Annotated in this window: 22 protein-coding genes and 1 other RNA gene; 11 read left to right on the plus strand and 12 right to left on the minus strand. The window is 39.1% G+C overall.

Features of this window, described 5'->3' with window-relative positions; translation table 11 throughout:
* Positions 1–27 precede the first annotated feature (27 nt).
* The 3 genes from ATE92_RS12185 to ATE92_RS12195 form a co-directional block, all read right to left on the minus strand.
* Positions 28–1,425: a DUF6252 family protein gene (locus ATE92_RS12185; RefSeq protein WP_100803978.1), complete on the minus strand. Its 1,398-nt coding sequence runs from the start codon at positions 1,423–1,425 to the stop codon at positions 28–30.
* Between the two features lie 50 nt (positions 1,426–1,475).
* The gene (locus ATE92_RS12190) at positions 1,476–2,795 is read right to left on the minus strand and encodes an MFS transporter (RefSeq protein ID WP_100803979.1); all 1,320 of its coding nucleotides are present in this window, start codon (positions 2,793–2,795) and stop codon (positions 1,476–1,478) included.
* A gap of 77 nt (positions 2,796–2,872) precedes the next feature.
* Positions 2,873–3,697, minus strand: coding sequence for a M48 family metallopeptidase (locus ATE92_RS12195; protein WP_100803980.1), 825 nt, complete (start codon positions 3,695–3,697; stop codon positions 2,873–2,875).
* A gap of 212 nt (positions 3,698–3,909) precedes the next feature.
* On the opposite strand from ATE92_RS12195, the gene ATE92_RS12200 reads away from it, so the two are divergent.
* The 4 genes from ATE92_RS12200 to lpdA all read left to right on the plus strand — a co-directional run bounded on the left by ATE92_RS12200 (position 3,910) and on the right by lpdA (position 6,809).
* A complete protein-coding gene (locus ATE92_RS12200) occupies positions 3,910–4,413 on the plus strand; it encodes a hypothetical protein (RefSeq protein WP_100803981.1) in 504 nt (167 codons plus the stop codon).
* A 1-nt stretch (position 4,414) separates the two neighbouring features.
* Positions 4,415–4,888, plus strand: coding sequence for a peptide-methionine (R)-S-oxide reductase MsrB (gene msrB / locus ATE92_RS12205; protein ID WP_100804433.1), 474 nt, complete (start codon positions 4,415–4,417; stop codon positions 4,886–4,888).
* 1 nt (position 4,889) lies between these two features.
* Positions 4,890–5,291 carry a peptide-methionine (R)-S-oxide reductase MsrB gene (gene msrB / locus ATE92_RS12210; RefSeq protein ID WP_100803982.1) on the plus strand — a complete coding sequence of 134 codons (402 nt, stop codon included), beginning with the start codon at positions 4,890–4,892 and terminating at the stop codon, positions 5,289–5,291.
* A 141-nt stretch (positions 5,292–5,432) separates the two neighbouring features.
* Entirely contained in the window at positions 5,433–6,809 is a 1,377-nt protein-coding gene (gene lpdA / locus ATE92_RS12215) for a dihydrolipoyl dehydrogenase (RefSeq protein WP_100803983.1), read from the plus strand.
* A 50-nt stretch (positions 6,810–6,859) separates the two neighbouring features.
* Here lpdA and ATE92_RS12220 read toward each other — a convergent pair whose 3' ends face one another.
* The 3 genes from ATE92_RS12220 to ATE92_RS12230 all read right to left on the minus strand — a co-directional run bounded on the left by ATE92_RS12220 (position 6,860) and on the right by ATE92_RS12230 (position 8,622).
* The gene (locus ATE92_RS12220; RefSeq protein ID WP_100803984.1) at positions 6,860–7,282 is read right to left on the minus strand and encodes a type II 3-dehydroquinate dehydratase; all 423 of its coding nucleotides are present in this window, start codon (positions 7,280–7,282) and stop codon (positions 6,860–6,862) included.
* A gap of 67 nt (positions 7,283–7,349) precedes the next feature.
* Entirely contained in the window at positions 7,350–7,904 is a 555-nt protein-coding gene (locus tag ATE92_RS12225) for a porin family protein (protein ID WP_100803985.1), read from the minus strand.
* Positions 7,905–8,067: 163 nt separating this feature from the next.
* Positions 8,068–8,622: a porin family protein gene (locus tag ATE92_RS12230; RefSeq protein ID WP_100803986.1), complete on the minus strand. Its 555-nt coding sequence runs from the start codon at positions 8,620–8,622 to the stop codon at positions 8,068–8,070.
* 101 nt (positions 8,623–8,723) lie between these two features.
* Here ATE92_RS12230 and xerD point away from each other — a divergent pair, with 101 nt between their 5' ends.
* Together xerD and ATE92_RS12240 are read left to right on the plus strand one after the other, a co-directional pair.
* Entirely contained in the window at positions 8,724–9,623 is a 900-nt protein-coding gene (xerD, locus tag ATE92_RS12235) for a site-specific tyrosine recombinase XerD (protein ID WP_100803987.1), read from the plus strand.
* Positions 9,624–9,719: 96 nt separating this feature from the next.
* Complete coding sequence (locus ATE92_RS12240) at positions 9,720–10,682, plus strand: aldo/keto reductase (RefSeq protein WP_100803988.1); 963 nt, start codon at positions 9,720–9,722, stop codon at positions 10,680–10,682.
* A 58-nt stretch (positions 10,683–10,740) separates the two neighbouring features.
* Here ATE92_RS12240 and rny read toward each other — a convergent pair whose 3' ends face one another.
* From rny to ATE92_RS12260, 4 genes are all read right to left on the minus strand, one after another.
* On the minus strand, positions 10,741–12,306 hold the full coding sequence (gene rny / locus ATE92_RS12245; protein WP_100803989.1) for a ribonuclease Y: 1,566 nt from the start codon (positions 12,304–12,306) through the stop codon (positions 10,741–10,743).
* A gap of 56 nt (positions 12,307–12,362) precedes the next feature.
* Positions 12,363–12,469: non-coding RNA, 6S RNA (ssrS, locus tag ATE92_RS12250), on the minus strand.
* A gap of 52 nt (positions 12,470–12,521) precedes the next feature.
* A complete protein-coding gene (locus tag ATE92_RS12255; RefSeq protein ID WP_100803990.1) occupies positions 12,522–12,812 on the minus strand; it encodes a cell division protein ZapA in 291 nt (96 codons plus the stop codon).
* 9 nt (positions 12,813–12,821) lie between these two features.
* Positions 12,822–13,112 carry a hypothetical protein gene (locus tag ATE92_RS12260; protein ID WP_100803991.1) on the minus strand — a complete coding sequence of 97 codons (291 nt, stop codon included), beginning with the start codon at positions 13,110–13,112 and terminating at the stop codon, positions 12,822–12,824.
* Between the two features lie 145 nt (positions 13,113–13,257).
* Here ATE92_RS12260 and ATE92_RS12265 point away from each other — a divergent pair, with 145 nt between their 5' ends.
* Both ATE92_RS12265 and ATE92_RS12270 read left to right on the plus strand, forming a co-directional pair.
* Positions 13,258–14,949, plus strand: a complete 1,692-nt coding sequence (locus tag ATE92_RS12265; protein WP_100803992.1) for a M23 family metallopeptidase — start codon at positions 13,258–13,260, stop codon at positions 14,947–14,949.
* Between the two features lie 15 nt (positions 14,950–14,964).
* Positions 14,965–17,433: a carboxypeptidase-like regulatory domain-containing protein gene (locus ATE92_RS12270; RefSeq protein ID WP_369819716.1), complete on the plus strand. Its 2,469-nt coding sequence runs from the start codon at positions 14,965–14,967 to the stop codon at positions 17,431–17,433.
* Here the strand turns inward: ATE92_RS12270 and ATE92_RS12275 are convergent, their stop codons facing one another.
* Complete coding sequence (locus ATE92_RS12275) at positions 17,434–18,582, minus strand: cysteine desulfurase family protein (RefSeq protein ID WP_100803993.1); 1,149 nt, start codon at positions 18,580–18,582, stop codon at positions 17,434–17,436.
* A 94-nt stretch (positions 18,583–18,676) separates the two neighbouring features.
* Between ATE92_RS12275 and ATE92_RS12280 the strand changes: the two genes are divergently transcribed.
* Positions 18,677–19,540 carry a hypothetical protein gene (locus ATE92_RS12280; RefSeq protein ID WP_100803994.1) on the plus strand — a complete coding sequence of 288 codons (864 nt, stop codon included), beginning with the start codon at positions 18,677–18,679 and terminating at the stop codon, positions 19,538–19,540.
* Here ATE92_RS12280 and ATE92_RS12285 read toward each other — a convergent pair.
* Complete coding sequence (locus ATE92_RS12285) at positions 19,537–20,085, minus strand: Smr/MutS family protein (RefSeq protein ID WP_100803995.1); 549 nt, start codon at positions 20,083–20,085, stop codon at positions 19,537–19,539. The two genes, ATE92_RS12280 and ATE92_RS12285, sit on opposite strands and share 4 nt — an antisense overlap.
* 191 nt (positions 20,086–20,276) lie before the next feature.
* On the opposite strand from ATE92_RS12285, the gene ATE92_RS12290 reads away from it, so the two are divergent.
* Both ATE92_RS12290 and ATE92_RS12295 read left to right on the plus strand, forming a co-directional pair.
* On the plus strand, positions 20,277–22,148 hold the full coding sequence (locus tag ATE92_RS12290; RefSeq protein WP_157809631.1) for a T9SS type A sorting domain-containing protein: 1,872 nt from the start codon (positions 20,277–20,279) through the stop codon (positions 22,146–22,148).
* Positions 22,149–22,180: 32 nt separating this feature from the next.
* A complete protein-coding gene (locus ATE92_RS12295; protein WP_100804435.1) occupies positions 22,181–22,450 on the plus strand; it encodes a DUF2752 domain-containing protein in 270 nt (89 codons plus the stop codon).
* The last annotated feature ends 53 nt before the right edge of the window (positions 22,451–22,503 follow it).

Genomic DNA, 22,503 nt, shown 5'->3' on the forward strand with positions numbered 1-22,503 from the left:
TTTTTTTATGAATTAGCTGTTTGTACTTTATAAATCAATTTGAATGGTAAAGGTTCCGTTAGCAATTTGATAGATCGTAGGATCCTGTCCTGTCATATCAATTGCCGTAAATTCGAAGGTTCCTTCTATTATTCCGTTAAAAGTGTCGTAACTTATTATTGTAAGAATACCGCTATCCGATTTGAAATTATGAGGATCTGCGGTGTTTGGAATGAACAAGGCAATTTTCTCATCACCTACAACAAGATCGCTAGTTATTGCATAACTTCCAACCTCAATAGTTTCAGGGAAAGTTAGGCGTAAAAATTGCATGTTTGCAGTGTCTTCAGTAGTCACCCACACAGTAGGTATTCCTCCTACTGGCGTCTGAGTCAATTCGATTGTGGCGGCGGTATATGTAACTCCATCTACTTCGGCCTCCAAAATATCGGATATTTCGGTTGTGTTTTCAATATAGTCTATTGCAAAACTCCCCTGAGTAATTTGGACAATTGTAGGGTCATTTCCTAAAGGATCGGTCGCTGTAAAATTAAATTGAGCGCGAACTTTTCCGGTTGTAGTTCCAAATTCTAAAAATTCAATAACCCCGGGGCTTGAACTTAAATCTTCACCTCCGGTACCTGCATTGTACATGGCAATTAAATCGGTACCGTTAGAAATGGATTGCATATCGAAGGGTCCTCCATAGCCTTGACCTTCGGGGAAATCAATACGAATATAAGCTCCGGCTGCATTTGTCGCAACTAGTTTGAGCATTGGAATTCCTGCGACTGTCGATTGGGTAACTTCTATGGTCTGTGCAATAAAATCAACTCCATCCACCTTCGCGAAAAAGGCATCATCCACATTGCCACCGCCATTATCCTCTATTGTATATTCAATAGTATTAAAGGCTCCGTTACTTATTTCTATGGTTTCAATAACCGGGTTTCCACTACCGTCTAATACAGGGTTTCCTTCACCATCTAACGCAAAACGACCTCCCACAAAATTAAAGGTTCCCGTAACTGTCAAGGCTTCGGTGTCCATTTCAGAAATAGTTAATTGTCCATGGCCACTTAGAGCCGCATACGAAATATAAGGGTTGCTCTGAGACTCGGAATTAAAATACATTCCAAATGTTTGTGTACCAACTCCGGCTACCAAATTAAACATCCCTTCTCCGGCCTGTGCCACAGAGAGCGTTATGTTTTCTCCGTTTTCACTTTTAAGTCCTGTAATTACCAAAACACCTCCGGAAAGAACTCCGCTGGCTGTTTCGGCTAAAAAATCCTGCCCATTTACTTTGGCGATAAATTCTCCCTCTCCTGCAGTATTGGTTTCATCTTGTTGAAAATCTCCCTCTAAGGGCTCGTTATCACAAGAAATAAACTGAAATGTAAGGAAGGCAACCAACACCCAGTTTAATAGTTGAAATTTTTTCATAAGTAAGTAAGTTTTCTTTGGTAATAACCGCAAACATAAGTAAAAATTGTCTATTTGCTATTTTTTCTTGGTACTCTAAAAAGTAAAATAACGCCTGTAATAAAAAATACTACCAAAAACAATATTGAATTTCGCATACTTCCCGTTACCTGATCAATGACTCCGTAAATTACCATTCCAATAACGATTCCAATTTTTTCGGCAACATCATAAAAACTAAAATAAGAGGTAGTATCGGTTGTTTCGGGCAAAAATTTCGAGTAGGTCGAACGGGATAAAGCTTGTATTCCACCCATAACCAATCCCACTACTCCGGCGGTCATATAAAATTGATTTGGAGTTTCTATAAAATAGGCTACCACACATATTAAAACCCAGATCCCATTTATTACAATTAAGGTTGGGATATTTCCGAATTTTTCTGAAGACCGCGACGTAAGAGTCGCGCCAATGACAGCAACCAGTTGAATTATCAAGATACTCGAAATTAAGCCTATTGTTTTTTCGTCCGCACCTCCCCAATCAATTTCCTGCTCCCCAAAATAGGTTGCGACCAACATTACAGTCTGCACCGCCATACTGTATACAAAGAAAGCCGCGAGGTATCGTTTTAATTTTAAATTTCCCGATAGCGATTGATAGACCCCTTTTAGTTCCTTAAAACCATTAAAAATCACTTTACGTGTTACCTTGTGACCTGTTGAAACTCCTTTCGGCAAATGATAAAACGAATACTGACTAAAACCGATCCACCACACGCCAACAGAGACAAACGAAATACGCATCGCTTTCATACTGGCTTCTCCCCCTTCTCCCAGTCCGAAGAGATTAGGCTTCATCACCATCAATAAATTGAAAATAAGTAATAGCACACTTCCTATGTATCCTAAAGAATATCCTCTGGCGCTTATTCTATCCTGCTGTTCTGTAAAGGCGACATCGGGGAGGTACGAATTGTAAAAGACCAAACTTCCCCAAAATCCAACCAGTCCCAGAAAATAAAATAACAGGCTGGTATGAATCGCTTCAAGATCGAAAAAATACAAGCCAATACAGGATAAGGCCCCCAAATAACAGAAAAACTTCATAAAAACCTTCTTGTTGCCTACATAATCGGCAATTCCGGAAAGCAAGGGAGACATGATAGAAACAAGTAGAAAAGCGGCCGCGGTTGTGTAGCTAATTAAAGGGGTACTTCTAATAATACCGCCAAAAACCACTACGGAATCCACATTTGCACTGTTGAAAAGCGCCTGATAATAAATTGGAAATACCGCTGAAGCAATTACAAGGCTATAAACCGAATTGGCCCAATCATAAAAGGCCCAGGCATTTAATAATTTTTTACTTCCCTTTTCGAGATTCCCCATAAAAATTCTTTTTACAAAAATAAAAGCTGCCCCTAAAGGCAGCTTCTAAAGTAATAAATAAATCTATGCTATGAGGGTTACTTTTTAAAAGTAGTAACACCAAATTTTCTGGCTTCCGCCTTTGCCTGTGGTGCCCACGCGGTAATATTATTAATTCGGGTATCGCTGGAAGGGTGTGTACTTAAAAACTCTGGGGGTGCATTTCCTCCTGCATTGGCCTTCATACGCTGCCAGAGTTCGGCGGCAACAATTGGATCGTATCCGGCAATTGCCATTAAAGTTAATCCAATCTGGTCGGCTTCACTTTCATGATTTCTACTAAAAGGCAGCATAACTCCTACAGTGGTTCCTATCCCGTATGCCTGATTGAAAATTTGCTGATTTTTAGGATCTTTACTTAGGGCTATATTTCCGGCCACTGCTCCCAATGATTGTAATTGTCCTGCACTCATACGTTGTTGTCCGTGATTAGCAAGTGCATGCGCTACCTCATGGCCCATAATAGCAGCAATGCCGGCTTCATTTTTTGCAATAGGCAAAATTCCGGTGTAAAAAACTATTTTACCTCCGGGCATACACCAGGCGTTAACGGCAGGATCCTCCACCAAGTTATATTCCCATTGATAATTTTCTAAATATCCGGCGTATCCGTTAGCAGTCAACCATCGCTCTGAAGCCGCCGCGATTTTTTGTCCCACAGTGGTGATGCGCTGGGCGTCTGCTGTCCCCTTCACAACCTTATGCTCTGTTAGAAATGATTGGTACTCCTGGAAAGCCATTGGAAAGATCTGCGAATTAGGCACCAGTGCCAGTGTCTGTTTTCCGGTAAACGGATTGGTTGTTGTGCAAGCCACGGCAAAGACAACAACAGCAAGTATGGAAAGTGTTTTTTTAAGTTTCATATCAACTTTTTTTATTTATTTGTTTAAAAATAAGGATATAAAAATTGAATAGTTATAAAAAAAATATAAAACAGTGGTGATCCTTTCAATTTTCGTTTAAGAGAGAAAATTATAGCCAAAATTTTATCGCAATTTTAAGAACATCTCATACGATTGATAGTATTTTTATAGAATGGAACAACTTTTGTACCATTCAAAAAAAATATACTCTTATGAAACATTTAATTTTATCACTCTTGTTTACTTCTACTCTTTTACTCACATCCTGCGAAGGGGATCAGGGCCCTCCCGGAGACCCCGGAATTAATATTTTGGGACAGGTATTTGAGGTTACTGTAGATTTTACCGCTTCCAACAATTACGAACAGCTTATTGTCTTTCCCTCCAATGTAGAGGTATATGAAAGCGACGTGGTATTGGTATACCTTCTGGAAGGAGTTACATCCGGTGGAATTGATATTTGGAGTCAGTTACCACAGACATTTTTTGTGCCTCAGGGGACTCTGATTTATAATTTCGATTATACGTTTTTAGACGTCCGATTGTATTTGTACGGAGATTTTTCAGATTTTTCTACGTTAGGTACACAATACACAAACGACCAAACGTTTCGAGTTGCAATAGTTCCTTCTGAATTTGCCAATGCAAATTTGACCATGGATGAATTATTACAAAATTTACAAATTGAAACATCACAAATTCCTAAAATCGATTAATATGAAACAAATCAGTCTGTTACTCATAATTTTTGTAATTACAGGTTGTAATTCTTCAGCGCAGGATAAAAAAGAAACAGCTACGTATGCGGTGGTTAAAACCGAAGCAGAATGGAAGGCCGAACTTACCGATTTACAATTTCATATTTTACGTGAAGCCGGTACCGAACAGCCTTTTACAAGTGCGCTAAATAAAAATTACAGTCCGGGTGTCTACGTATGTGCTGCATGCCAAACCCCCCTTTTTAAAAGTGAGTACAAATTTGATAGTGGAACAGGCTGGCCGAGTTTTGACAGAGAGATTAAAGGAAATGTAGCATTTTCAACCGATTATAATTTGGGTTATGAGCGAGTTGAAGAACATTGTGCAGTATGCGGTGGGCATTTGGGACACGTCTTCGATGACGGTCCTCGCGACACCACAGGCAAGAGACATTGCATTAATGGTGCTGCATTAGAATTTATTCCGAAATAAAATGAAAAATAAAAGTTATCCTTTACAGAAAACAGATGCACAATGGTTGGAAGAGTTGGGTCCCGAACGCTTCCATATTTTACGCCAAAAAGGTACCGAACGTCCCTTTACCGGAAAATACAATCTGAATTTTGAATCGGGAGCCTATGTATGTGGCGCCTGTAAAACACCATTGTTTGAAAGCAACAGCAAGTTTGATCATGGTTGTGGATGGCCTTCATTTGATGAAGCTATAGCGGGAACAGTGGAATATATAAAAGACACCACACACGGAATGATTCGCACCGAAATATTATGCGCCAATTGTGGAAGTCATTTAGGTCATGTGTTTAATGACGGTCCCACCAAAACTGGACAACGCTATTGTGTTAATTCACTTTCTGTGGATTTTAAAAACGAGTGATTAAATCCGGCTTACAATTTTAAGCAGCAAACCTCAAGGCAGTTCTTTGAGATTTGCTGCTTATTTTTTTGTGGTTTTTTACTTCGTTACACTTTCATTTTGTAATTTCGTGTCATTATTAAAATGACATAAATTTAGCGGATGAGTAAATACGATATTATAGTTTTAGGAAGCGGACCGGGCGGTTACGTAGCAGCTATTAGAGCCTCTCAGTTGGGCCTCAAAACGGCAATAATTGAAAAAGAAAGTTTGGGTGGCGTGTGCTTAAACTGGGGATGTATCCCTACAAAAGCGCTTCTTAAAAGTGCCGAAGTGTTTAACTATCTGAAACATGCCGAGGACTACGGACTCACCCTGAAAAATGCAGATAAAGATTTTGGGAAAGTAGTGGATCGTAGTCGAGGTGTTGCAGATGGGATGAGCAAAGGTGTCCAATTTTTAATGAAAAAAAATAAAATCGATGTTATCAATGGTGTTGGAATGCTGAAGCCGGGTAAAAAAGTTGATGTCGACGGAAAAGAATATACGGCAGATCATATTATAATCGCCACAGGCGCTCGCTCTCGTGAACTTCCCAACCTAAAACAGGATGGTAAGAAGGTAATTGGCTATCGTGAGGCAATGTCACTTAAAACACAGCCTAAGAGTATGATTGTGGTGGGTAGTGGTGCCATAGGAGTGGAATTTGCTCATTTTTATAATGCCATGGGCACTGAGGTTACCATCGTTGAATTTTTGCCAAATTTAGTTCCTCTGGAAGACGAAGACGTTTCAAAGCAATTTGAAAAATCCTTCAAGAAAGCAGGTATCAAGGTGATGACTTCATCTTCGGTTGAAAAACTGGACACTTCAGGAAAAATGGTAAAAGCAACCGTAAAAACACAAAAAGGAGAAGAAATTTTAGAGGCCGAAGTAGTACTTTCAGCAGTAGGGATTGCTTCCAATTTACAAAATATAGGTCTGGAAGACGTTGGAATTGTTGTTGACAAAGATAAAATAATGGTGAACGACTGGTATCAGACCAACATTCCCGGCTACTATGCCATTGGTGATATAGTTCCCGGTCCGGCGTTGGCACACGTCGCTTCTGCTGAAGGGATTACCTGTGTAGAAAAAATCGCAGGACTACATGTAGAAGCCATCGATTACGGAAATATTCCGGGATGTACCTATGCTACGCCCGAAATTGCCAGCGTGGGAATGACCGAAAAGCAAGCAAAAGAAGCCGGATACGAATTGAAAGTAGGTAAGTTTCCATTTTCAGCAAGCGGAAAAGCTAGCGCTGCAGGAGCCAAAGATGGTTTTGTAAAGGTAATTTTTGATGCTAAATACGGAGAGTGGTTGGGCTGTCATATGATTGGTGCCGGAGTAACCGATATGATTGCTGAAGCCGTTTTGGGACGGAAACTGGAAACTACAGGCCACGAAGTATTAAAAACAATTCACCCGCACCCTACCATGAGTGAAGCGGTTATGGAAGCTGTCGCCGATGCGTATGGCGAGGTGATACATTTATAAAAAGAATATTTAATAAGATATAAAGCGTTTCAAGTAATTGGGACGCTTTTTTATTTGGCAGCCAAAAAGCTTTGTAGCGCCAGTTCGTAGCTTTGCAGACCAAAACCAAGAATAATGCCCTTGGCATTGGGTGAAATAAACGAGGTGTGTCGAAACTCTTCTCTGGAAAAAGTATTTGAAATATGCACTTCCACCACAGGAGTTTTAATGGCCTTGACGGTATCCCCTATTCCCACCGAAGTATGTGTATATGCAGCGGCATTAAGTATAATTCCATCATAGGAATAGCCAACTTCCTGTAGCTTGTCTATTAGTTCGCCTTCGATATTGGATTGGTAATAAGACAAAGTCACCATTTTAAACTTCTCTTGCAGACGTTCAAAAAAATCCTGAAACGATTCATCTCCATAGATATCGTTTTCTCTTTTCCCGAGTAAGTTTAAGTTTGGTCCGTTGATGATGACTATTTTCATATTTCAAATATATAGAAATAAAAAAAGCGGAAGCTTGCACCTCCGCTTTTCTGTGATTTAATAATTATTAGTTAAAGAACCATCCTACAGAAAGGCTGATAACGCTGTTTTTTCCGGCAAAATCCTCTACAATATCATTAAAACCAATTACATATCGAGCTTGAAAGAACAAGCCCATATCGGGTAATCTATATTGAGCACCTGCTCCAAAGCCCAAATCTAGTGTTTCGATATCATCAATATCTTCAGTTTCACCATCGAACTCCTGCTTTGCAGAAATATTAATTCCAACCTGTGGCCCTCCTTGAAGACTCAATCCATCGGCTACAGTAAAGTCAGCCATAATAGGAATGTTAACGTAATCTAACTTTCCCTTCACGTCCTCAAATTCAAACCCTTGGGCAGAGTAAACAAGTTCAGGTTGCACTGCAAACAATTCAGAAATTCCAATGTTTACAACACCCCCCACATGGAAACTTGTTCTTCCATCAAGATCATCGGCGTCATCTCCATTAATAGAAGCGAAGTTAGCACCGGCCTTAACTCCAAAGCTTACGCCTTGTGCATTGGCAGTTGTAAATCCAAAAACTGCAATAGCAGCCATAATAAGTAGTTTTTTCATAATTAAGTGTGTTTAGTTAATGAGATAAAGCTAATAAAATAAACAATACCAAGTATATAGGGCTATTGCCCTAATTGTCAACAGGGTTATTAACAATTTGATATTCAATAAATAAGCCGCTTTACCTTCGTAAAACGGCTCGTAAATTTATACTGATTATAAATTATAGGAATGAATATCCTATCGAAAGTGTAACGACACTATTCTTTGATTTTGAATCTCCAAAATTTTCAAAAACATCAGAAAGACCAAAGTTGTATCTACCATCGACCCTAAGTCCAAGGGGTAAATCGTAACCTAGTCCTACTACTCCTGATAAGTCGAAATCTTTAGTAGCTGCATCGTTAAATATTTCTCCAAATAATGATTGTGTATTATCATCAACGATAAATCCAAATTGTGGTCCGGCTTGGATGTTAAGTCCTTGAAAAATGAAATATTTCAACACAATTGGTACATTGACATAATTTAATTCGAATTTTTCACCCTCAAATTCAGCTCCTTGCTGTGAATATAGCAAATCTGCTTGTAGCCCAACATTGTCGTTAAACTTTCCCCCTGCAAAAATACCGGCTACAAATCCTGTTCGATTGGACAGACCACTGGCGTCAGTTAAACTTGCAAAGTTTACCCCTGCCTTAACACCTAAATCGATTCCTTGTGCAGACGATGTCGTAAACATCCCAACTGCTAATGCAAATAAAATCAGTTTTTTCATAATGTTTTTTTTTTGTGTTTTAGTATTGACTTCTAAACGGCGAATCTAAAGAATTATTTTTAAATGTACTTTTGTTTTACGATTCTGAAATGCACAAAATCATGAAATGGCAACAAGCGGTAACCGACTATAAACACTACTTGAAAATTGAGCGTGGCCTTTCTGAAAATTCTATTGCCAACTATGAACTGGATATCAAGAAGTTGATACAATGGTTGGATGAAAACGAAATTATAATTTCTCCTGTTTCCATCTCTGAAGAAACAGTGCAACAATTTATCTACAACATTGCCAAAGCAGTAAATCCGAGATCTCAAAGCAGGATAATTTCGGGATTACGCGGATTTTTCAACTATCTTATTTTTGAAGAATACCGAAAAACTAATCCGCTAGAACTAATTGAAAGTCCGAAAATAGGACGAAAACTTCCCGATACGCTCTCTACTTCAGAAATTGATGCGTTAATTGAAGCCATTGACCTAAGCAAGCCGCAAGGAGAGCGAAATCGGGCAATCCTGGAAACACTATACGGTTGTGGATTACGGGTTTCGGAAGCGACAAATCTTAAAATATCCGATCTGTTTTTTGAAGAAGGCTTTATAAAGGTAACAGGAAAGGGTGATAAGCAACGCTTTGTTCCTATTGGAGATACTACCATAAAATACATCGAGTTGTACCGTATGGAAGTCCGTAATCATCAAGAAATCGCTCCCATGGCCAAAGACACGCTGTTTTTAAATCGAAGAGGAAAGGCACTTACGCGCGCTATGATTTTTACAATAGTGAAACAACTGGCTGTAAAAGCAGGAATTCACAAGACTATAAGTCCGCATACCTTCAGACACTCCTTTGCCACACATTTATTGGAAAATGGTGCCGATTTGAGGGCGATTCAGCAAATGCTGGGACATGAGAGTATTACTACCACCGAAGTCTACACACATATTGACAAAACGCATCTTACAGAGATAATTAATAGATATCATCCCAGGAAAGAATAAATCGTCCGGTGAAGTTAAATAATCGCTAAAGTGGCAAATTCCTTTACATAGGCGTTTATTGTTTTGTATTTTCATAGAAACAAAAAAAGAAAGAATATGAAAATGCTGGAATTTGCCAATGGCGATACTTTTCATAGTATTGGTCTTGGCACATGGAAATCGAAAGGAAATGATTTAAAAATTGCTGTCAAAACAGCCTTAAATACGGGATTTAGACACATTGATACTGCTGCTGTCTATGGAAATGAAGAAGTTATTGGTGAAGCCCTGGCTGAAGTTTTTTCGGAAGGAAAAATTTTCAGGGAAGATGTCTTTATTACTTCAAAATTGTGGAACGATGCACACGGCGAAGGTCAGGTACTACCTGCTTTACAGAAATCCTTACAAAAACTGCAATTAGATTATCTGGACTTGTATCTAATACATTGGCCGGTGGCCTTTAAACAAGGCATTGGCTCTCCTTCAGCTCCCAGCGACTATATTCCCTTGGAAGAACTACCAATCACGGTAACCTGGAAACAAATGGAAAAGGCTAAAGAATTAGGCTTGGTAAAACATATTGGGGTTTCCAACTTCAGTGTACAAAAATTAAAGGATCTGGTAAGCAAAGCAGTTATAAAGCCCGAAATGAATCAGGTGGAATTGCATCCCTTGCTTCAGCAAAATGATTTACTGGAGTATTGCAATTCTGAAAATATACTTTTAACCGCCTACTCGCCTCTAGGCTCCGGTGACAGATCTTCACAAATGAAAGCTGAAGATGAACCCAACTTAATGGAAATCGATTCAATTAAAGAGATTGCAAAAAAACGCAGCGCCACTGCGGCTCAGGTTTTAATTAGCTGGAATACACATAGAGGATCAGCGGTTATTCCGAAATCCACGAGTAAAGAACACATTATTTCCAATTTCAGGGCTGCAGATGTTGTCCTTGAAGAAGAAGATATGGAAACTATAGCCAAGCTGGATAAGCACTATCGATTTATTACCGGCAAATTTTTCGATTGTCCCGAAAAGGGGTATGAAAATGTTTATGACGAAAAGTTAGAAGTATCCTAAATTACAATACCAATATATCCTGCCAGTCTTTCGGTAGGGTCTATAGCGTTGAAATAACCTACTTTGCAATATTCACAGCGCGGGTTTCACGTATCACAGTAACTTTTACCTGCCCCGGATAGGTCATATCTGTCTGAATTTTTTGCGAGATCTCAAAGGATAACTGTGCCGCTTTCTCGTCGGTCACCTTTTCACTTTCCACCATCACACGTAACTCACGTCCCGCTTGAATGGCATACGCTTTATTTACACCTCCAAATCCGAAGGCAATATCCTCCAGGTCTTTCAAGCGTTGTATATACGAATCCAGTACTTGTCTTCTGGCTCCGGGACGTGCGCCACTAATGGCATCACATACCTGAACAATGGGAGACAGCAAACTGGTCATTTCAATTTCGTCGTGGTGAGCTCCAATAGCATTACATACTTCGGGTTTCTCTCCGTATTTTTCTGCCCATTGCATTCCGAGGATTGCATGAGGCACCTCTGTTTCTGTTTCAGGAACTTTTCCTATATCATGCAATAATCCTGCGCGTTTGGCCAGTTTTGGGTTTAAACCTAACTCAGACGCCATCACACCGCATAATTTCGCTACTTCACGTGAGTGTTGTAATAAATTTTGTCCGTAGGACGAACGATATTTCATTCTTCCCACCGCTTTAATCAATTCGGGTTGTAATCCGTGAATACCTAAATCGATTACGGTACGTTTTCCAACTTCGATTATCTCCTCTTCTATTTGTTTGGTGGTTTTCTTTACAATTTCTTCAATTCTAGCAGGGTGAATGCGTCCATCCGTCACCAGTTTGTGAAGTGACAAGCGGGCTACCTCTCTTCGAACCGAGTCGAAACAAGAGAGTATAATTGCCTCAGGAGTGTCGTCTACTATAATTTCAACACCGGTGGCGGCTTCAATAGCACGAATATTTCGACCTTCTCTACCTATAATTCGGCCTTTAACATCATCACTTTCCAAATTAAATACCGACACGCAGTTTTCAACCGCTTCTTCGGTACCGATACGCTGTATGGTAGTGATAATAATTTTCTTCGCTTCCTGTTGTGCCGTCATTTTGGCTTCTTCCACCGAAGATTGAATATACGCCATTGCTCCTGCTTTGGCCTCTTCTTTAAGATTTTCGACGAGTTGCGCCTTGGCATCTTCTGCTGAAAGACTTGAGATTACCTCAAGTTGTTCTATCTGACTCCTATGCAGTTTATCAACATCGCTTTGTTTCTTTTCCAGGAAGGATAATTTTTCGGAATAATCCTTTTCTTGAGCTTCAACTTCAGAGCTAAGGCGCTTGTTTTTAGCCAGCTCATTGGAAACCTGAGACTCTTTGTCCCGTATTCGTTTTTCAACCTCCGAGATTTTCTTTTCGCGGCTGAGGATTACTTTTTCGTGCTCCGATTTTAATTCAATAAATTTTTCCTTTGCCTGAAGTATTTTATCTTTTTTGAGTGTTTCGGCCTCTGCTTTGGCCTCTTTTAAGATAGCAGCCGCATTTTTCTTTGCAGACTTGATGAGTCGGGATGCATTGTTTCTTTCAAAAAACTTTGCAATTAAAAAACCTACCGCTACACCTATGATTGATGCTATAATGAGCGTAATAATGTTATCCATTGTAAGATCTGTTTTTGAGTAAAAAAAAAGCCTACATTAATAATGGCATTTTGAATAAACTCCTTAAAAACAAGTTTAGGGCTAACAAGCTGATCAAGTATCCGCTCAAAGACGGCGCGCTTTTACAACTTTAACTCACCCTTTTTAAAGAATCGTGTTGAGTTTACCAAAAAATAATATTAATGTAGGCAGTAACCTTTTTATTTTAAAGAACGTTATGATAAATGTTCCTGTAACAACTCATTTAAAGCTTCCAGCTTTTCTTCTATGTGTTGTGTGTCGGTTTCCTTATCAATTCCTTTTTGCTCCACTTGGGCCGCAAACTGTAGTGCACACATGGCAAGTACATCTTGCTTATCCCTTACGGCGTAACTGTTTTCGAACCTCTTAATCATTTCTTCTATCTTTTTTGCAGCTTTCCTAAGACCTTCTTCCTGACTGGGGTTGATGGTTAAAGGATATATTCTGTCTGCAATCGATAGCTTTATTTTTAGTTGGTTCGACATGGTTTCGATTTACTCGGAAAGTTGAGCGATACACTGATCAATTTCCCGAACTAAAGCATTTATTTTGAGTTTTGTTTCTCGTTTGTATTGGTCGCTGCCAAGCATTGAATTTGCTAATTGTAATGAGTTGCATTTATCACGCCATGCCTCTATATCCTGTGCATATTGCTCCTGCTTCGACTTTAAAACGTTGCGTTCGGCTTCAAGTGATTGATTAGTTTGCTTCAGTTTGTCATGTCTGTGTAACAATTTACTAATCCTATTTTCAAGAGAATCAACAATTTCTGATAGGTCGCTCATTAAAAATCTATTTCAATACTACGTACACAAAGTTAACACACGCAAGAGAATATGACAACTCTTTTTCTATTATTTTTTGTAATATTGAATTTCAATTACAATAAAAAGCAAAACGCTCCATTATCCTATAACGTATTATATCTTTATGAAGTCTACAAAATTGTTTTTTGTACTGTTTTTTTTGGGAGTAACAGTATGGAGCCAAAATGCAATTCCAACCGATTATTTTTCAAGTCCGCTTGACATTCCCCTTATTTTATCGGGAAGTTTTGGTGAATTGCGCAGCAATCATTTTCACAGCGGCTTCGATATAAAAACGAAACAACGGGAAGGACTTCCCATCTTTGCGCCAGCCGATGGGTACGTAAACCGAATCAAAGTTGCACACTACGGCTACGGGAAAGCACTTTACATTCAGCATCCTAATGGTTATGGAACTGTATATGCCCATCTTCAAAAATATGCCGGCGCGATTGAGAAATACGTAAAGGACAATCAGTATAAAAAAGAAACCTTCGAAATTGAGTTGTTTCCGGATGCAACCATGCTTCCGGTAAAGAAAGGTGAACTCATTGGATATACAGGGAACAGTGGTAGCAGTGGAGGGCCACATTTACATTTCGAAATAAGAGATTCAGCCGAAAGGCCCATGAATCCGATGCTTTTCGGTATTAATATTCCCGACAGCAAAAACCCTTTGGTCAATTCGGTGTTTGCATATCCCATTGCAGACGATGCCCAGGTGAATAATTCGCAAAATCCTGTAAAACTGAAGCTCAAGCTGCAAAATGACGGCAATTATATCGCTGAAAAAGTAACAGCCTATGGACGAATTGGCTTCGGAGTTTCTACAAATGATCAGCTGGACGGGGCTTCAAATAAGAATGGAGTATATCAAATAAAAACCGTGTACAATGGTGCGGAACAATTCACAGTGCTTTTTGATAAATTTTCCTTCGATGAAACACGCTATCTCAATCGTTTTATAGATTACGATTATTTTATGAGCAACAAGAGTCGTGTACAGAAACTATTTCGGCAAACAAATAATCCCTTAAGCATAATTACACATGAAATCGATAACGGATATGTTGTAGTGGAAGATTCTTTAAATTCAATGTACACCATAGAAATTAAAGACTTTATGCAGAATACAGTGACCGTATCTGTTCCTATTGAAGGTAAAAAGTCCGAAACTTTAGAGCAAAAGATTTCGAAAAAAACCGAGGATTATATTTATGCCGATCAGGGAACATCGATCACAAAAGGAAAGTTTAACGTATACATTCCTTCAGGCAGTCTTTATGAAGATGCGTTTTTAGAGATAAAAGTGGATGGAGATGTACTTACTTTTCATGAGGATGTGATCCCAATTCATAAAAACATAACGATCACTGTAGACGCTTCAAATTACAAAGAGGAGGATTTAGATAAGCTATACATCGGCCGACTCAATTACCGGGGAAAGGCCTATTACACTACAACCAGCCGTAATGGCAGTAAACTTTCGGCGCGCATTAGAACCTTCGGAAACTATACTATTGCTTCCGATACTGTTGCGCCATCTATCAAGCCCTTAAATTTTGAGGACGGAAAATGGATTAGCAAAAACGACACGCTGGAATTGAAAATAGAAGATGATTCGAGCGGAATAAGCAATTATCGGGCAACGATTAACGGAAAATTCATTTTACTGGAATATAATTACAAAAAAGACGTTGTTACCTATAATTTTACTGATAACGTCATCATTGAATCTGAAAATAAATTGAAACTGATTGTTACCGATAATGTGGGAAATAGTGCTACATTTGAAGCAACTTTTTTCAGAAAATAATCCTAAAATTTACTTTTGAAAACAAAAACTTTACAACTACTCCTTCTCCTTTTTTTTATAACTACAACTTTATTTGCTCAAAAAGCAACTGTAAAGGGTGTAATTCTTGATGAGATGAATGTTCCTATTTCAGATGTGAACGTAACATTTGACGGAGAAGGAACAATAACAGATTTTGATGGTTATTATCTTATTGAAATTCCAACCAATCAGGATGTTACATTAACTTTTACACATGTAAGCCATAGTAATGTTCTCCAAACCTTTAATCTGAAACCCAATCAGGATTTTGAGTTCAACCCGGTAATGAAAGCCGATTTAATCCAGATAAGTACTATTGTGATCACGGGGAAAAAACGAACCAGGGTAGATGAAACAGGGGTGCTGAGCATTGCTCCGGAAACCATCCGAAAAATGGTAGGTGCCAATCCCGGAGTAGAAAATCTTTTAAAATCCTTACCGGGTGTTAGCGGAAACGACGAATTGAGCACTCAATACAACGTGCGTGGAGGAAATTACGACGAAAACCTTGTATACGTAAATGAAATTGAAGTGTATCGTCCCTTCTTAATTAGAAGCGGACAACAGGAAGGATTGAGTTTTGTAAACAGTGATCTTACGCGCTCGGTCGATTTCTCGGCAGGGGGCTTTCAGGCTAAATACGGCGATAAACTTTCTTCAGTTTTAGATATTGAATACCGGCAGCCGGCCGATTTCGGAGCTTCTGCCGATATTAGTTTGTTAGGAGCAAGTGTTGCGGTTGAAGGTATTTCAAAAAGCCAACGCTTACGCGGAATTGTAGGTTTGCGTTATCGTGACAACAGTCTTTTTGTAAAAGCCAAACAAACCGAAACCAATTTCAAACCTAAATTCGCCGATGCACAAACCTATTTAACCTATAAATTCACCAACAAATTCGAATTAGGCTTTTTAGGAAATGTTTCCATAAACGATTACAGCTACCAACCCCTTACACGACAGACAAATTTTGGAACCTTGGCAGATCCTATCGCATTAGTCGTCTTTTATGAAGGACAGGAAGAAGATAGATACAACACTTACTTCGGAGCTTTTAAAGGCACCTATGTCGCTTCAAAGAATTACACCGCTAAATTTATCGCTTCCCTGTATCAAACTACAGAGCAGGAATATTTCGATATTCTGGGACAGTATTTCTTAGGCGAAGTGAATACCGATATTGGAGATGAAAATCTAGGAGAAGTAGAATTTACCGAAGGAATTGGTGGACAACTTACGCATGCCAGAAACGATTTGGACGCACTTATCATGAATGTGGAACACAAAGGAAATCTGGCGCTGGATGAAAATAAAATCGAATACGGAATAAAATATACCCGTGAAGACATTCGTGATCGCGTACAGGAATACGAAATTATTGACTCAGCAGGATTTTCCATTCGTCCGCCAATTATCGATTATGTAAATAATCAGCCGTACAGCCCGTTCGACTCTCCCATTGTCCCTTACACCAACATTAGAGCACGTAACGATGTGCAGATAGATAGAATTTCCGGTTACGCTCAATGGAGCCGTAGAACAAAGCTGGGAACAAATGATGTTTGGCTGAATGCAGGTGTACGTGCCCACAATTGGACTGTGAGTGGAGAAGGCATCACCAGCACAACACAAACAGTTTTTAGTCCGAGAGGTCAGATTTCCATAAAACCAAAGTGGGAAATGGATATGTTATTCCGCTTATCCGGGGGATTGTATCATCAACCACCATTTTACAGAGAATTACGGGATTCGACCGGAGCAGTTCGCCCCGGGGTAAAAGCACAGCAGTCCGTGCATATTGTTTTAGGAAACGATTATAGTTTCGATATGTGGGGAAGACCCTTTACGCTTAACTCGGAAGCATATTACAAAGATTTAACCGATGTAAATCCCTATACTCTTGAAAACGTTCGTATACGTTATCGTGCGCGAAATAATGCTGTTGCTTATGCCTACGGACTTGACCTAAGACTGGCAGGAGAGTTTGTTCCCGGAACGGAAAGCTGGGTAAGCTTCGGATATCTTAAAACCGAAGAAAACATTGAGGACCGAGGTTATATTTTCAGGCCCACAGACCAACGGTTAAAGTTTGGGGTGCTCTTTCAGGATTATGTAAAAGTGATTCCCGATCTTAAAATGTATTTGAACATGGTGTACAATACCGGTCTTCCCGGTGGTTCACCAAGTTATGCCGATCCGTATAACTTCCAAACCAGATTAAGAGATTATAAGCGTGCCGATGTTGGCGTATCCTACGTAATTGTAAATCAGGATAAATTGCGGGACAGTGGCTGGTTAAAGCCCTTTAAAGAATTGACTATTGGCGCCGAAATCTTTAATATCTTCGATGTAAGAAACTCTATTACAAACACCTTTGTAAGAGATGTCTATTCGAAATTGCAGTATTCAATTCCGAATTTTTTAACGCCGAGGGTGTTTAACGTAAGAGCAACAATGAAGTTTTAATTAACTGTCGATAAAGGTTTTAAGCACATCAATTACGTAGTCTACCTCTTCCTTTGTATTAAAACTGGAGAATGAAAACCGAATGGAAGGTTTATTCATATCTTCTTCTGAAAGAATTTCAGACAAAACATGTGACCCTTTATTACTACCGCTTTGACAGGCACTTCCCTTTGAACATGCAATTCCGTTTAAATCTAATTGAAATAACAGCATCAAGGCCTTTTCGGGAGAAACAGGCAAACACACATTAAGCAAGGTATAAGTGCTGGTCTCGTTATTATCACAATTCCCATTAAATTTTACTCCCGGAATTTCGGATATAAGTCGATTCTTAAAATAATCTTTTATTTCGGTAATATACAAACGCTCTTTTTCGAGATTTTGATAGGATAATTTCAAGGCTTCGGCCATTCCGGCAATAGCATAGACAGCTTCGGTTCCTGCACGCAAGCCCTTTTCCTGAGATCCACCATGAATCAAGGGGCGTAACCCCGAATTCTTTCGTATAAATGCAAAACCCGCTCCTTTGGGTCCGTGGAACTTATGTGCGGCCACTGCAGCGAAATCGAGCGGTATTTCGGCAAAATCCAATTCAAAATGCCCTACAGACTGAACTGTATCGCTATGAAACAAGGTGTCGTACTTTTTACATAGCATTGCAGTATGTTTTATATCCAATATATTTCCAACTTCATTGTTTATGTGCATCAAACACACCAGAGTTTTAGCCGAAGTATCCTGCAACAAGGTTTCCAGATGGTCAAAATCTACCATCCCACAATGATCCAGGTTTACATAGTCCACGCGAATTCCAAAGCGATCTTGGAGTTCATTAACAGTATGTAAGACTGCATGATGTTCTATTTTACTGGAAATAATTCGAGTGACACCCAAATCACAAACACAACTGTTTAAAACCAGGTTATCTGCTTCGGTACCCCCTGATGTAAATATAATTTCGGAAGCAGAGACATTTAAATAGCCGGCAATTTCTTTTCTAGCATTTTCAAGTAAAGATTTAGCTGATCTTCCGTAAGAATGTGTAGATGAAGGATTTCCATATTCGGTTTTTAATACCTCTGAGATGCATCTAATCACATCGTCCCGTAATTGCGTCGTAGCCGCACTATCAAAATATACTTTTTTCATAGAGTGCAAAAATACATATTAAAATAAATTAAACCGATTTCAGTTGTAAAGAAATGTGTTACTTTGTAGCAGTTCAAAAATTTCTGAAAATACCATGGTGAGAATCTTAATTCTTTGTCTCTTTATTTACTTTTTTACCGCATGTAACGATGGAGATGTAATTGTAACCACTTTTGACTTTGATGACGCCAATTTACAGACCTGTGAGGGATCAAGTAGTTATGTGTTCTTTAAAATAAACAGTGGAGGTTTTGAGAGTATTTCGTTGCAAATAACTACTTCGGAAGAATTTTTTTTAGAGAGCAGTACTCAGGAATTTGCCTTAAATACAACCTCTAATATAGTGAATTACCGAAATTACGATGCCGCGGTCACTGCCTCCTATTTTTGCAGCAGTATCCCCCCTACCAGTCCAACGGTTACTACAGATTATATTGGGACTTCCGGCACAGCAATTCTTATAACTACAACCACACTGGACGATAACGACTCTATAGATGAAGACCCGAATAACGACTTAGACACAGATGGTGACTTAATACCTAATTACTACGATTACGACGACGATGGAGACAATGTGCCAACCTCACTCGAAATAGGCTCCGATCTTGAAAACCCGAGAGATTTTGATGGAGACGGAATACCGGACTATCTGGATCCCGACGATGACAATGACGGGACACTTACCCGTTATGAAGCCGGTGGCGGATTTGATCCTATTACAACCGTGACAGACCCTGAAGTGGGTCCCGATTACTTGAATCCCGCTATAACTACCTCGGTTATAATTGACGAATATCGCACACACACCTACTCTCTAAGCAGCGATATTTCACTTTCTTTGCAGGGATTAGTGCTAATTAATGGCGAAGAAGAAATCACTCAGGAAAATATCGATTTGGGAACCCAACAAGATGTAGTAAGTGGAACTGTAACTATCACTCCGGAATTTAATTAAGGGTTTTTACTTTGAAAAATATACACTTCGGTAGCCCCTCTGCCATACTTCTGATAATCGGCATCGTAATATTCCAGATTATCGTATCGCTTAAAGAGAAAATCCAGTTCGGCTCTTAATACGCCATCACCTATGCCGTGGATAAATACAACCCTTTGCAATCGCTTGGAAATGGCAAATTCTAATTGCCGTTTTGCGGTATCCATTTGAAGGGTTAGCATATCGTAATTACTTAGTCCTTTTTGATTATTTGTAAGCTGATGAATGTGTAAATCGACTTCCATTGGAGGCATGGATCGCTCTTTTGGACGTATTCTGGTGGTATTTTTATGTTTCTTTACTTCTTTTTCAGAAATTATTTCAGAAATATTTTGAGGTAACATTTGCTTTTTTGTAAGCGAATTGGATTCCACAACAATCTCATTTTTAGCGTACTGCATTTCGAAACCATCCTGAGTCATAATTGTTACGTCACTGCCCGTAAATGCTACTATATGACCTGAAATATCTTCGTCTAGAACGGCAATTTTATCCCCAATTTTCATGAATGTAATTGATTTATTTGAAGGAAAAGTACTTCAATTAATTGATACTTTTGTAAGAATTTTACAACTATCTGAGCATTAAATTTATATGAATTTCCGTATATTGTGTCTTATAATTCAAAAATATTTTTAAATTTACAACGGAAATAGTGGAATTTCCCCCCAGAAATACCACGCTAAACCAGGAAAAAATGAAAAACCTACTACTTTCAACAGCTATGCTGTTACTCTCTGCTGCGTCTTTGGCTCAGCTTTATGTTAAGCCAAATGGGGCTAATGACTCTTACGTATACGTAAACGACCAAGTATTATTTGTGGAACAAGATGTGAATTTGGCATTGAACAATGTCGGATCCACTCGAGGAAGCATTTATTTACGAAATCAAGCACAGTTAGTGCAAGGAATTACAAGTTCCGCGAATAGCGGTACCGGATTTATTTCTGTATTTCAGAATACCCCGGATGATGACGCCTATGATTATTCATTTTGGTGTTCTCCTGTCGGAGTTCAGAATTTAGGGGCGAGCGGTAATCAAAATGCCGGAGTTTTTAGAATATTCGATTCTATTTCTAAGACTCACTCCATACGTACAGAAGTTACTGCAGGCTACAACGGATGGGAAAATCCGTTGACTATTTCTACCAGATGGCTATATACTAGGGCATCAGGTGCGCCTTTTACAGCAATTAATACAAGCAATGCAATTGGGCCGGGATATGGCTTTACTATGAAAGGTACCGAAACTAACAATCATAATCAACTTTATGATTTTAGAGGTCGTCCTAATAATGGTAATATTACTATTCCAGTTGTTGCAAATAAAGTGGTTCTATCCGGAAATCCTTATCCTTCAGCTCTGGATTTAAACAGAGTCTTTTGGGATGCCGACAATACCGAAATCACTGAATTCAGATATTGGGATGAGGACAGAACTATTCAATCTCATAACTTTATCGATAATAAAGGTGGATATGGCACGTATGTTCCTGGTCCTAACGACCCCAGTGGTACAACGGAAGTCGGTGTCTACGCCGCACCAGCATTTTTAAATTATGATGCTGCCGGTAATCCAGGTGGAAGTACTGGAATGTTTGGGTCTGTATACGATCGCCGCTTTGCTCCTATTGGCCAAGGATTTATGATATATACAGGATCTTCAGGAACAATTACGATAAAAAACAGTCATCGGCGCTATATTAAGGAAGGCGCCGCAAATGCTTCCGTTTATCGTACCTCGGGAGGAGAAGTAGCTACTTCAACTGAATCATCTTTAGCTGATAGTAACGGAGGGGTTATTTTACCTCCGGTTGATAACAGACTACCACAACTAAGATTGAATACATTCTTTGGAGAGTCTCATTTTAGAGATATGGTATTAGTGCTTTATGATCAATCCAGTGATGGTTATGACAGAGGATTGGATGGAAAGCACCCAATGGATGCTACAATAGCAGAGGCCTATTTCCCGGTTGCTGTTGGACAAGATACCAATATGGTACCGTTTGTAATTTCAACAGTACCTTATGAAGTTACCAAGAGAATCCCTATTACATTAACATTAGAAGAGTCATTTGATGTTAAAATAATGGCCGTTGAAGAAGTAAACCTGCCTATGACCAATGCCTATCTTTGGGATCGTATCACCAGTACCTATTATCAAATTACAGGTGGAGAATCAGCAAACATTTTCTTACCCGCTGGTGAATATACCAATAGATTTTATATCGTATTTAGAGGTGGACGTGGTGCTGAAGAAGCTCCGGTTGCCGAAGAGAATTCAGACATAGCAGCGGATAATATGCAGGCTAAAAAGAATGTTGACTTTTTCCAAAACAATGCTGCCGCCCAGTTAGAAGTTAGAAACCCTGACGGCTATGACATCAAGTCGGCTAATGTATACGACATGACCGGAAAGTTGGTAATCTCACAACAGAACATTGGTAAGGTTGAGTATTTTACATTCCCAACTGCTACCCTAAGTGATGCTGTGTATTTGGTAAAATTAACTACTGTGGATAATATTAATATAGATTACAAAATAACTATCCATAATAAAAGATAAACCTTTCCAATATGGAAGGACTCGAAGATTACATGCTTGAATGCACGAATAAAAAAATCTTCGGAGTAGAATGTTTAGGCTGTGGCATCCAACGTGCTGCAGCCTTTCTTTTTAGAGGCGAATTCATAGCTGCTTTTAAAATGTATCCTGCCATCTATACGTTACTCCTATTAGCGCTCTTCGTAATTTTCAATTTTTTTGTGAAATTTAAATATGCCTTTCAAATTAAAGTAGGGCTCCTCTTTCTCAACGTTGCAATTATTATAGTGAGCTACATTATCAAGATGAGTAAAGTCCTATAATCCTTCAAAAATTAAAGTCATCCATAGTTTTTCTAAACTATTTCGTTTAAATT

This window comes from Ulvibacter sp. MAR_2010_11 (assembly GCF_002813135.1).
Classification (GTDB): Bacteria; Bacteroidota; Bacteroidia; order Flavobacteriales; family Flavobacteriaceae; genus Altibacter.

Excerpts from the sequence above, each read along its gene's own strand:
- ATE92_RS12185 (WP_100803978.1), bottom strand. The coding sequence starts at position 1,425 with ATGAAAAAATTTCAACTATTAAACTGGGTGTTGGTTGCCTTCCTTACA.
- ATE92_RS12190 (WP_100803979.1), bottom strand. The coding sequence starts at position 2,795 with ATGGGGAATCTCGAAAAGGGAAGTAAAAAATTATTAAATGCCTGGGCC.
- ATE92_RS12195 (WP_100803980.1), bottom strand. The coding sequence starts at position 3,697 with ATGAAACTTAAAAAAACACTTTCCATACTTGCTGTTGTTGTCTTTGCC.
- ATE92_RS12200 (WP_100803981.1), top strand. The coding sequence starts at position 3,910 with ATGAAACATTTAATTTTATCACTCTTGTTTACTTCTACTCTTTTACTC.
- msrB (WP_100804433.1), top strand. The coding sequence starts at position 4,415 with ATGAAACAAATCAGTCTGTTACTCATAATTTTTGTAATTACAGGTTGT.
- msrB (WP_100803982.1), top strand. The coding sequence starts at position 4,890 with ATGAAAAATAAAAGTTATCCTTTACAGAAAACAGATGCACAATGGTTG.
- lpdA (WP_100803983.1), top strand. The coding sequence starts at position 5,433 with ATGAGTAAATACGATATTATAGTTTTAGGAAGCGGACCGGGCGGTTAC.
- ATE92_RS12220 (WP_100803984.1), bottom strand. The coding sequence starts at position 7,282 with ATGAAAATAGTCATCATCAACGGACCAAACTTAAACTTACTCGGGAAA.
- ATE92_RS12225 (WP_100803985.1), bottom strand. The coding sequence starts at position 7,904 with ATGAAAAAACTACTTATTATGGCTGCTATTGCAGTTTTTGGATTTACA.
- ATE92_RS12230 (WP_100803986.1), bottom strand. The coding sequence starts at position 8,622 with ATGAAAAAACTGATTTTATTTGCATTAGCAGTTGGGATGTTTACGACA.
- xerD (WP_100803987.1), top strand. The coding sequence starts at position 8,724 with ATGAAATGGCAACAAGCGGTAACCGACTATAAACACTACTTGAAAATT.
- ATE92_RS12240 (WP_100803988.1), top strand. The coding sequence starts at position 9,720 with ATGAAAATGCTGGAATTTGCCAATGGCGATACTTTTCATAGTATTGGT.
- rny (WP_100803989.1), bottom strand. The coding sequence starts at position 12,306 with ATGGATAACATTATTACGCTCATTATAGCATCAATCATAGGTGTAGCG.
- ATE92_RS12255 (WP_100803990.1), bottom strand. The coding sequence starts at position 12,812 with ATGTCGAACCAACTAAAAATAAAGCTATCGATTGCAGACAGAATATAT.
- ATE92_RS12260 (WP_100803991.1), bottom strand. The coding sequence starts at position 13,112 with ATGAGCGACCTATCAGAAATTGTTGATTCTCTTGAAAATAGGATTAGT.
- ATE92_RS12265 (WP_100803992.1), top strand. The coding sequence starts at position 13,258 with ATGAAGTCTACAAAATTGTTTTTTGTACTGTTTTTTTTGGGAGTAACA.
- ATE92_RS12275 (WP_100803993.1), bottom strand. The coding sequence starts at position 18,582 with ATGAAAAAAGTATATTTTGATAGTGCGGCTACGACGCAATTACGGGAC.
- ATE92_RS12280 (WP_100803994.1), top strand. The coding sequence starts at position 18,677 with ATGGTGAGAATCTTAATTCTTTGTCTCTTTATTTACTTTTTTACCGCA.
- ATE92_RS12285 (WP_100803995.1), bottom strand. The coding sequence starts at position 20,085 with ATGAAAATTGGGGATAAAATTGCCGTTCTAGACGAAGATATTTCAGGT.
- ATE92_RS12290 (WP_157809631.1), top strand. The coding sequence starts at position 20,277 with ATGAAAAACCTACTACTTTCAACAGCTATGCTGTTACTCTCTGCTGCG.
- ATE92_RS12295 (WP_100804435.1), top strand. The coding sequence starts at position 22,181 with ATGCTTGAATGCACGAATAAAAAAATCTTCGGAGTAGAATGTTTAGGC.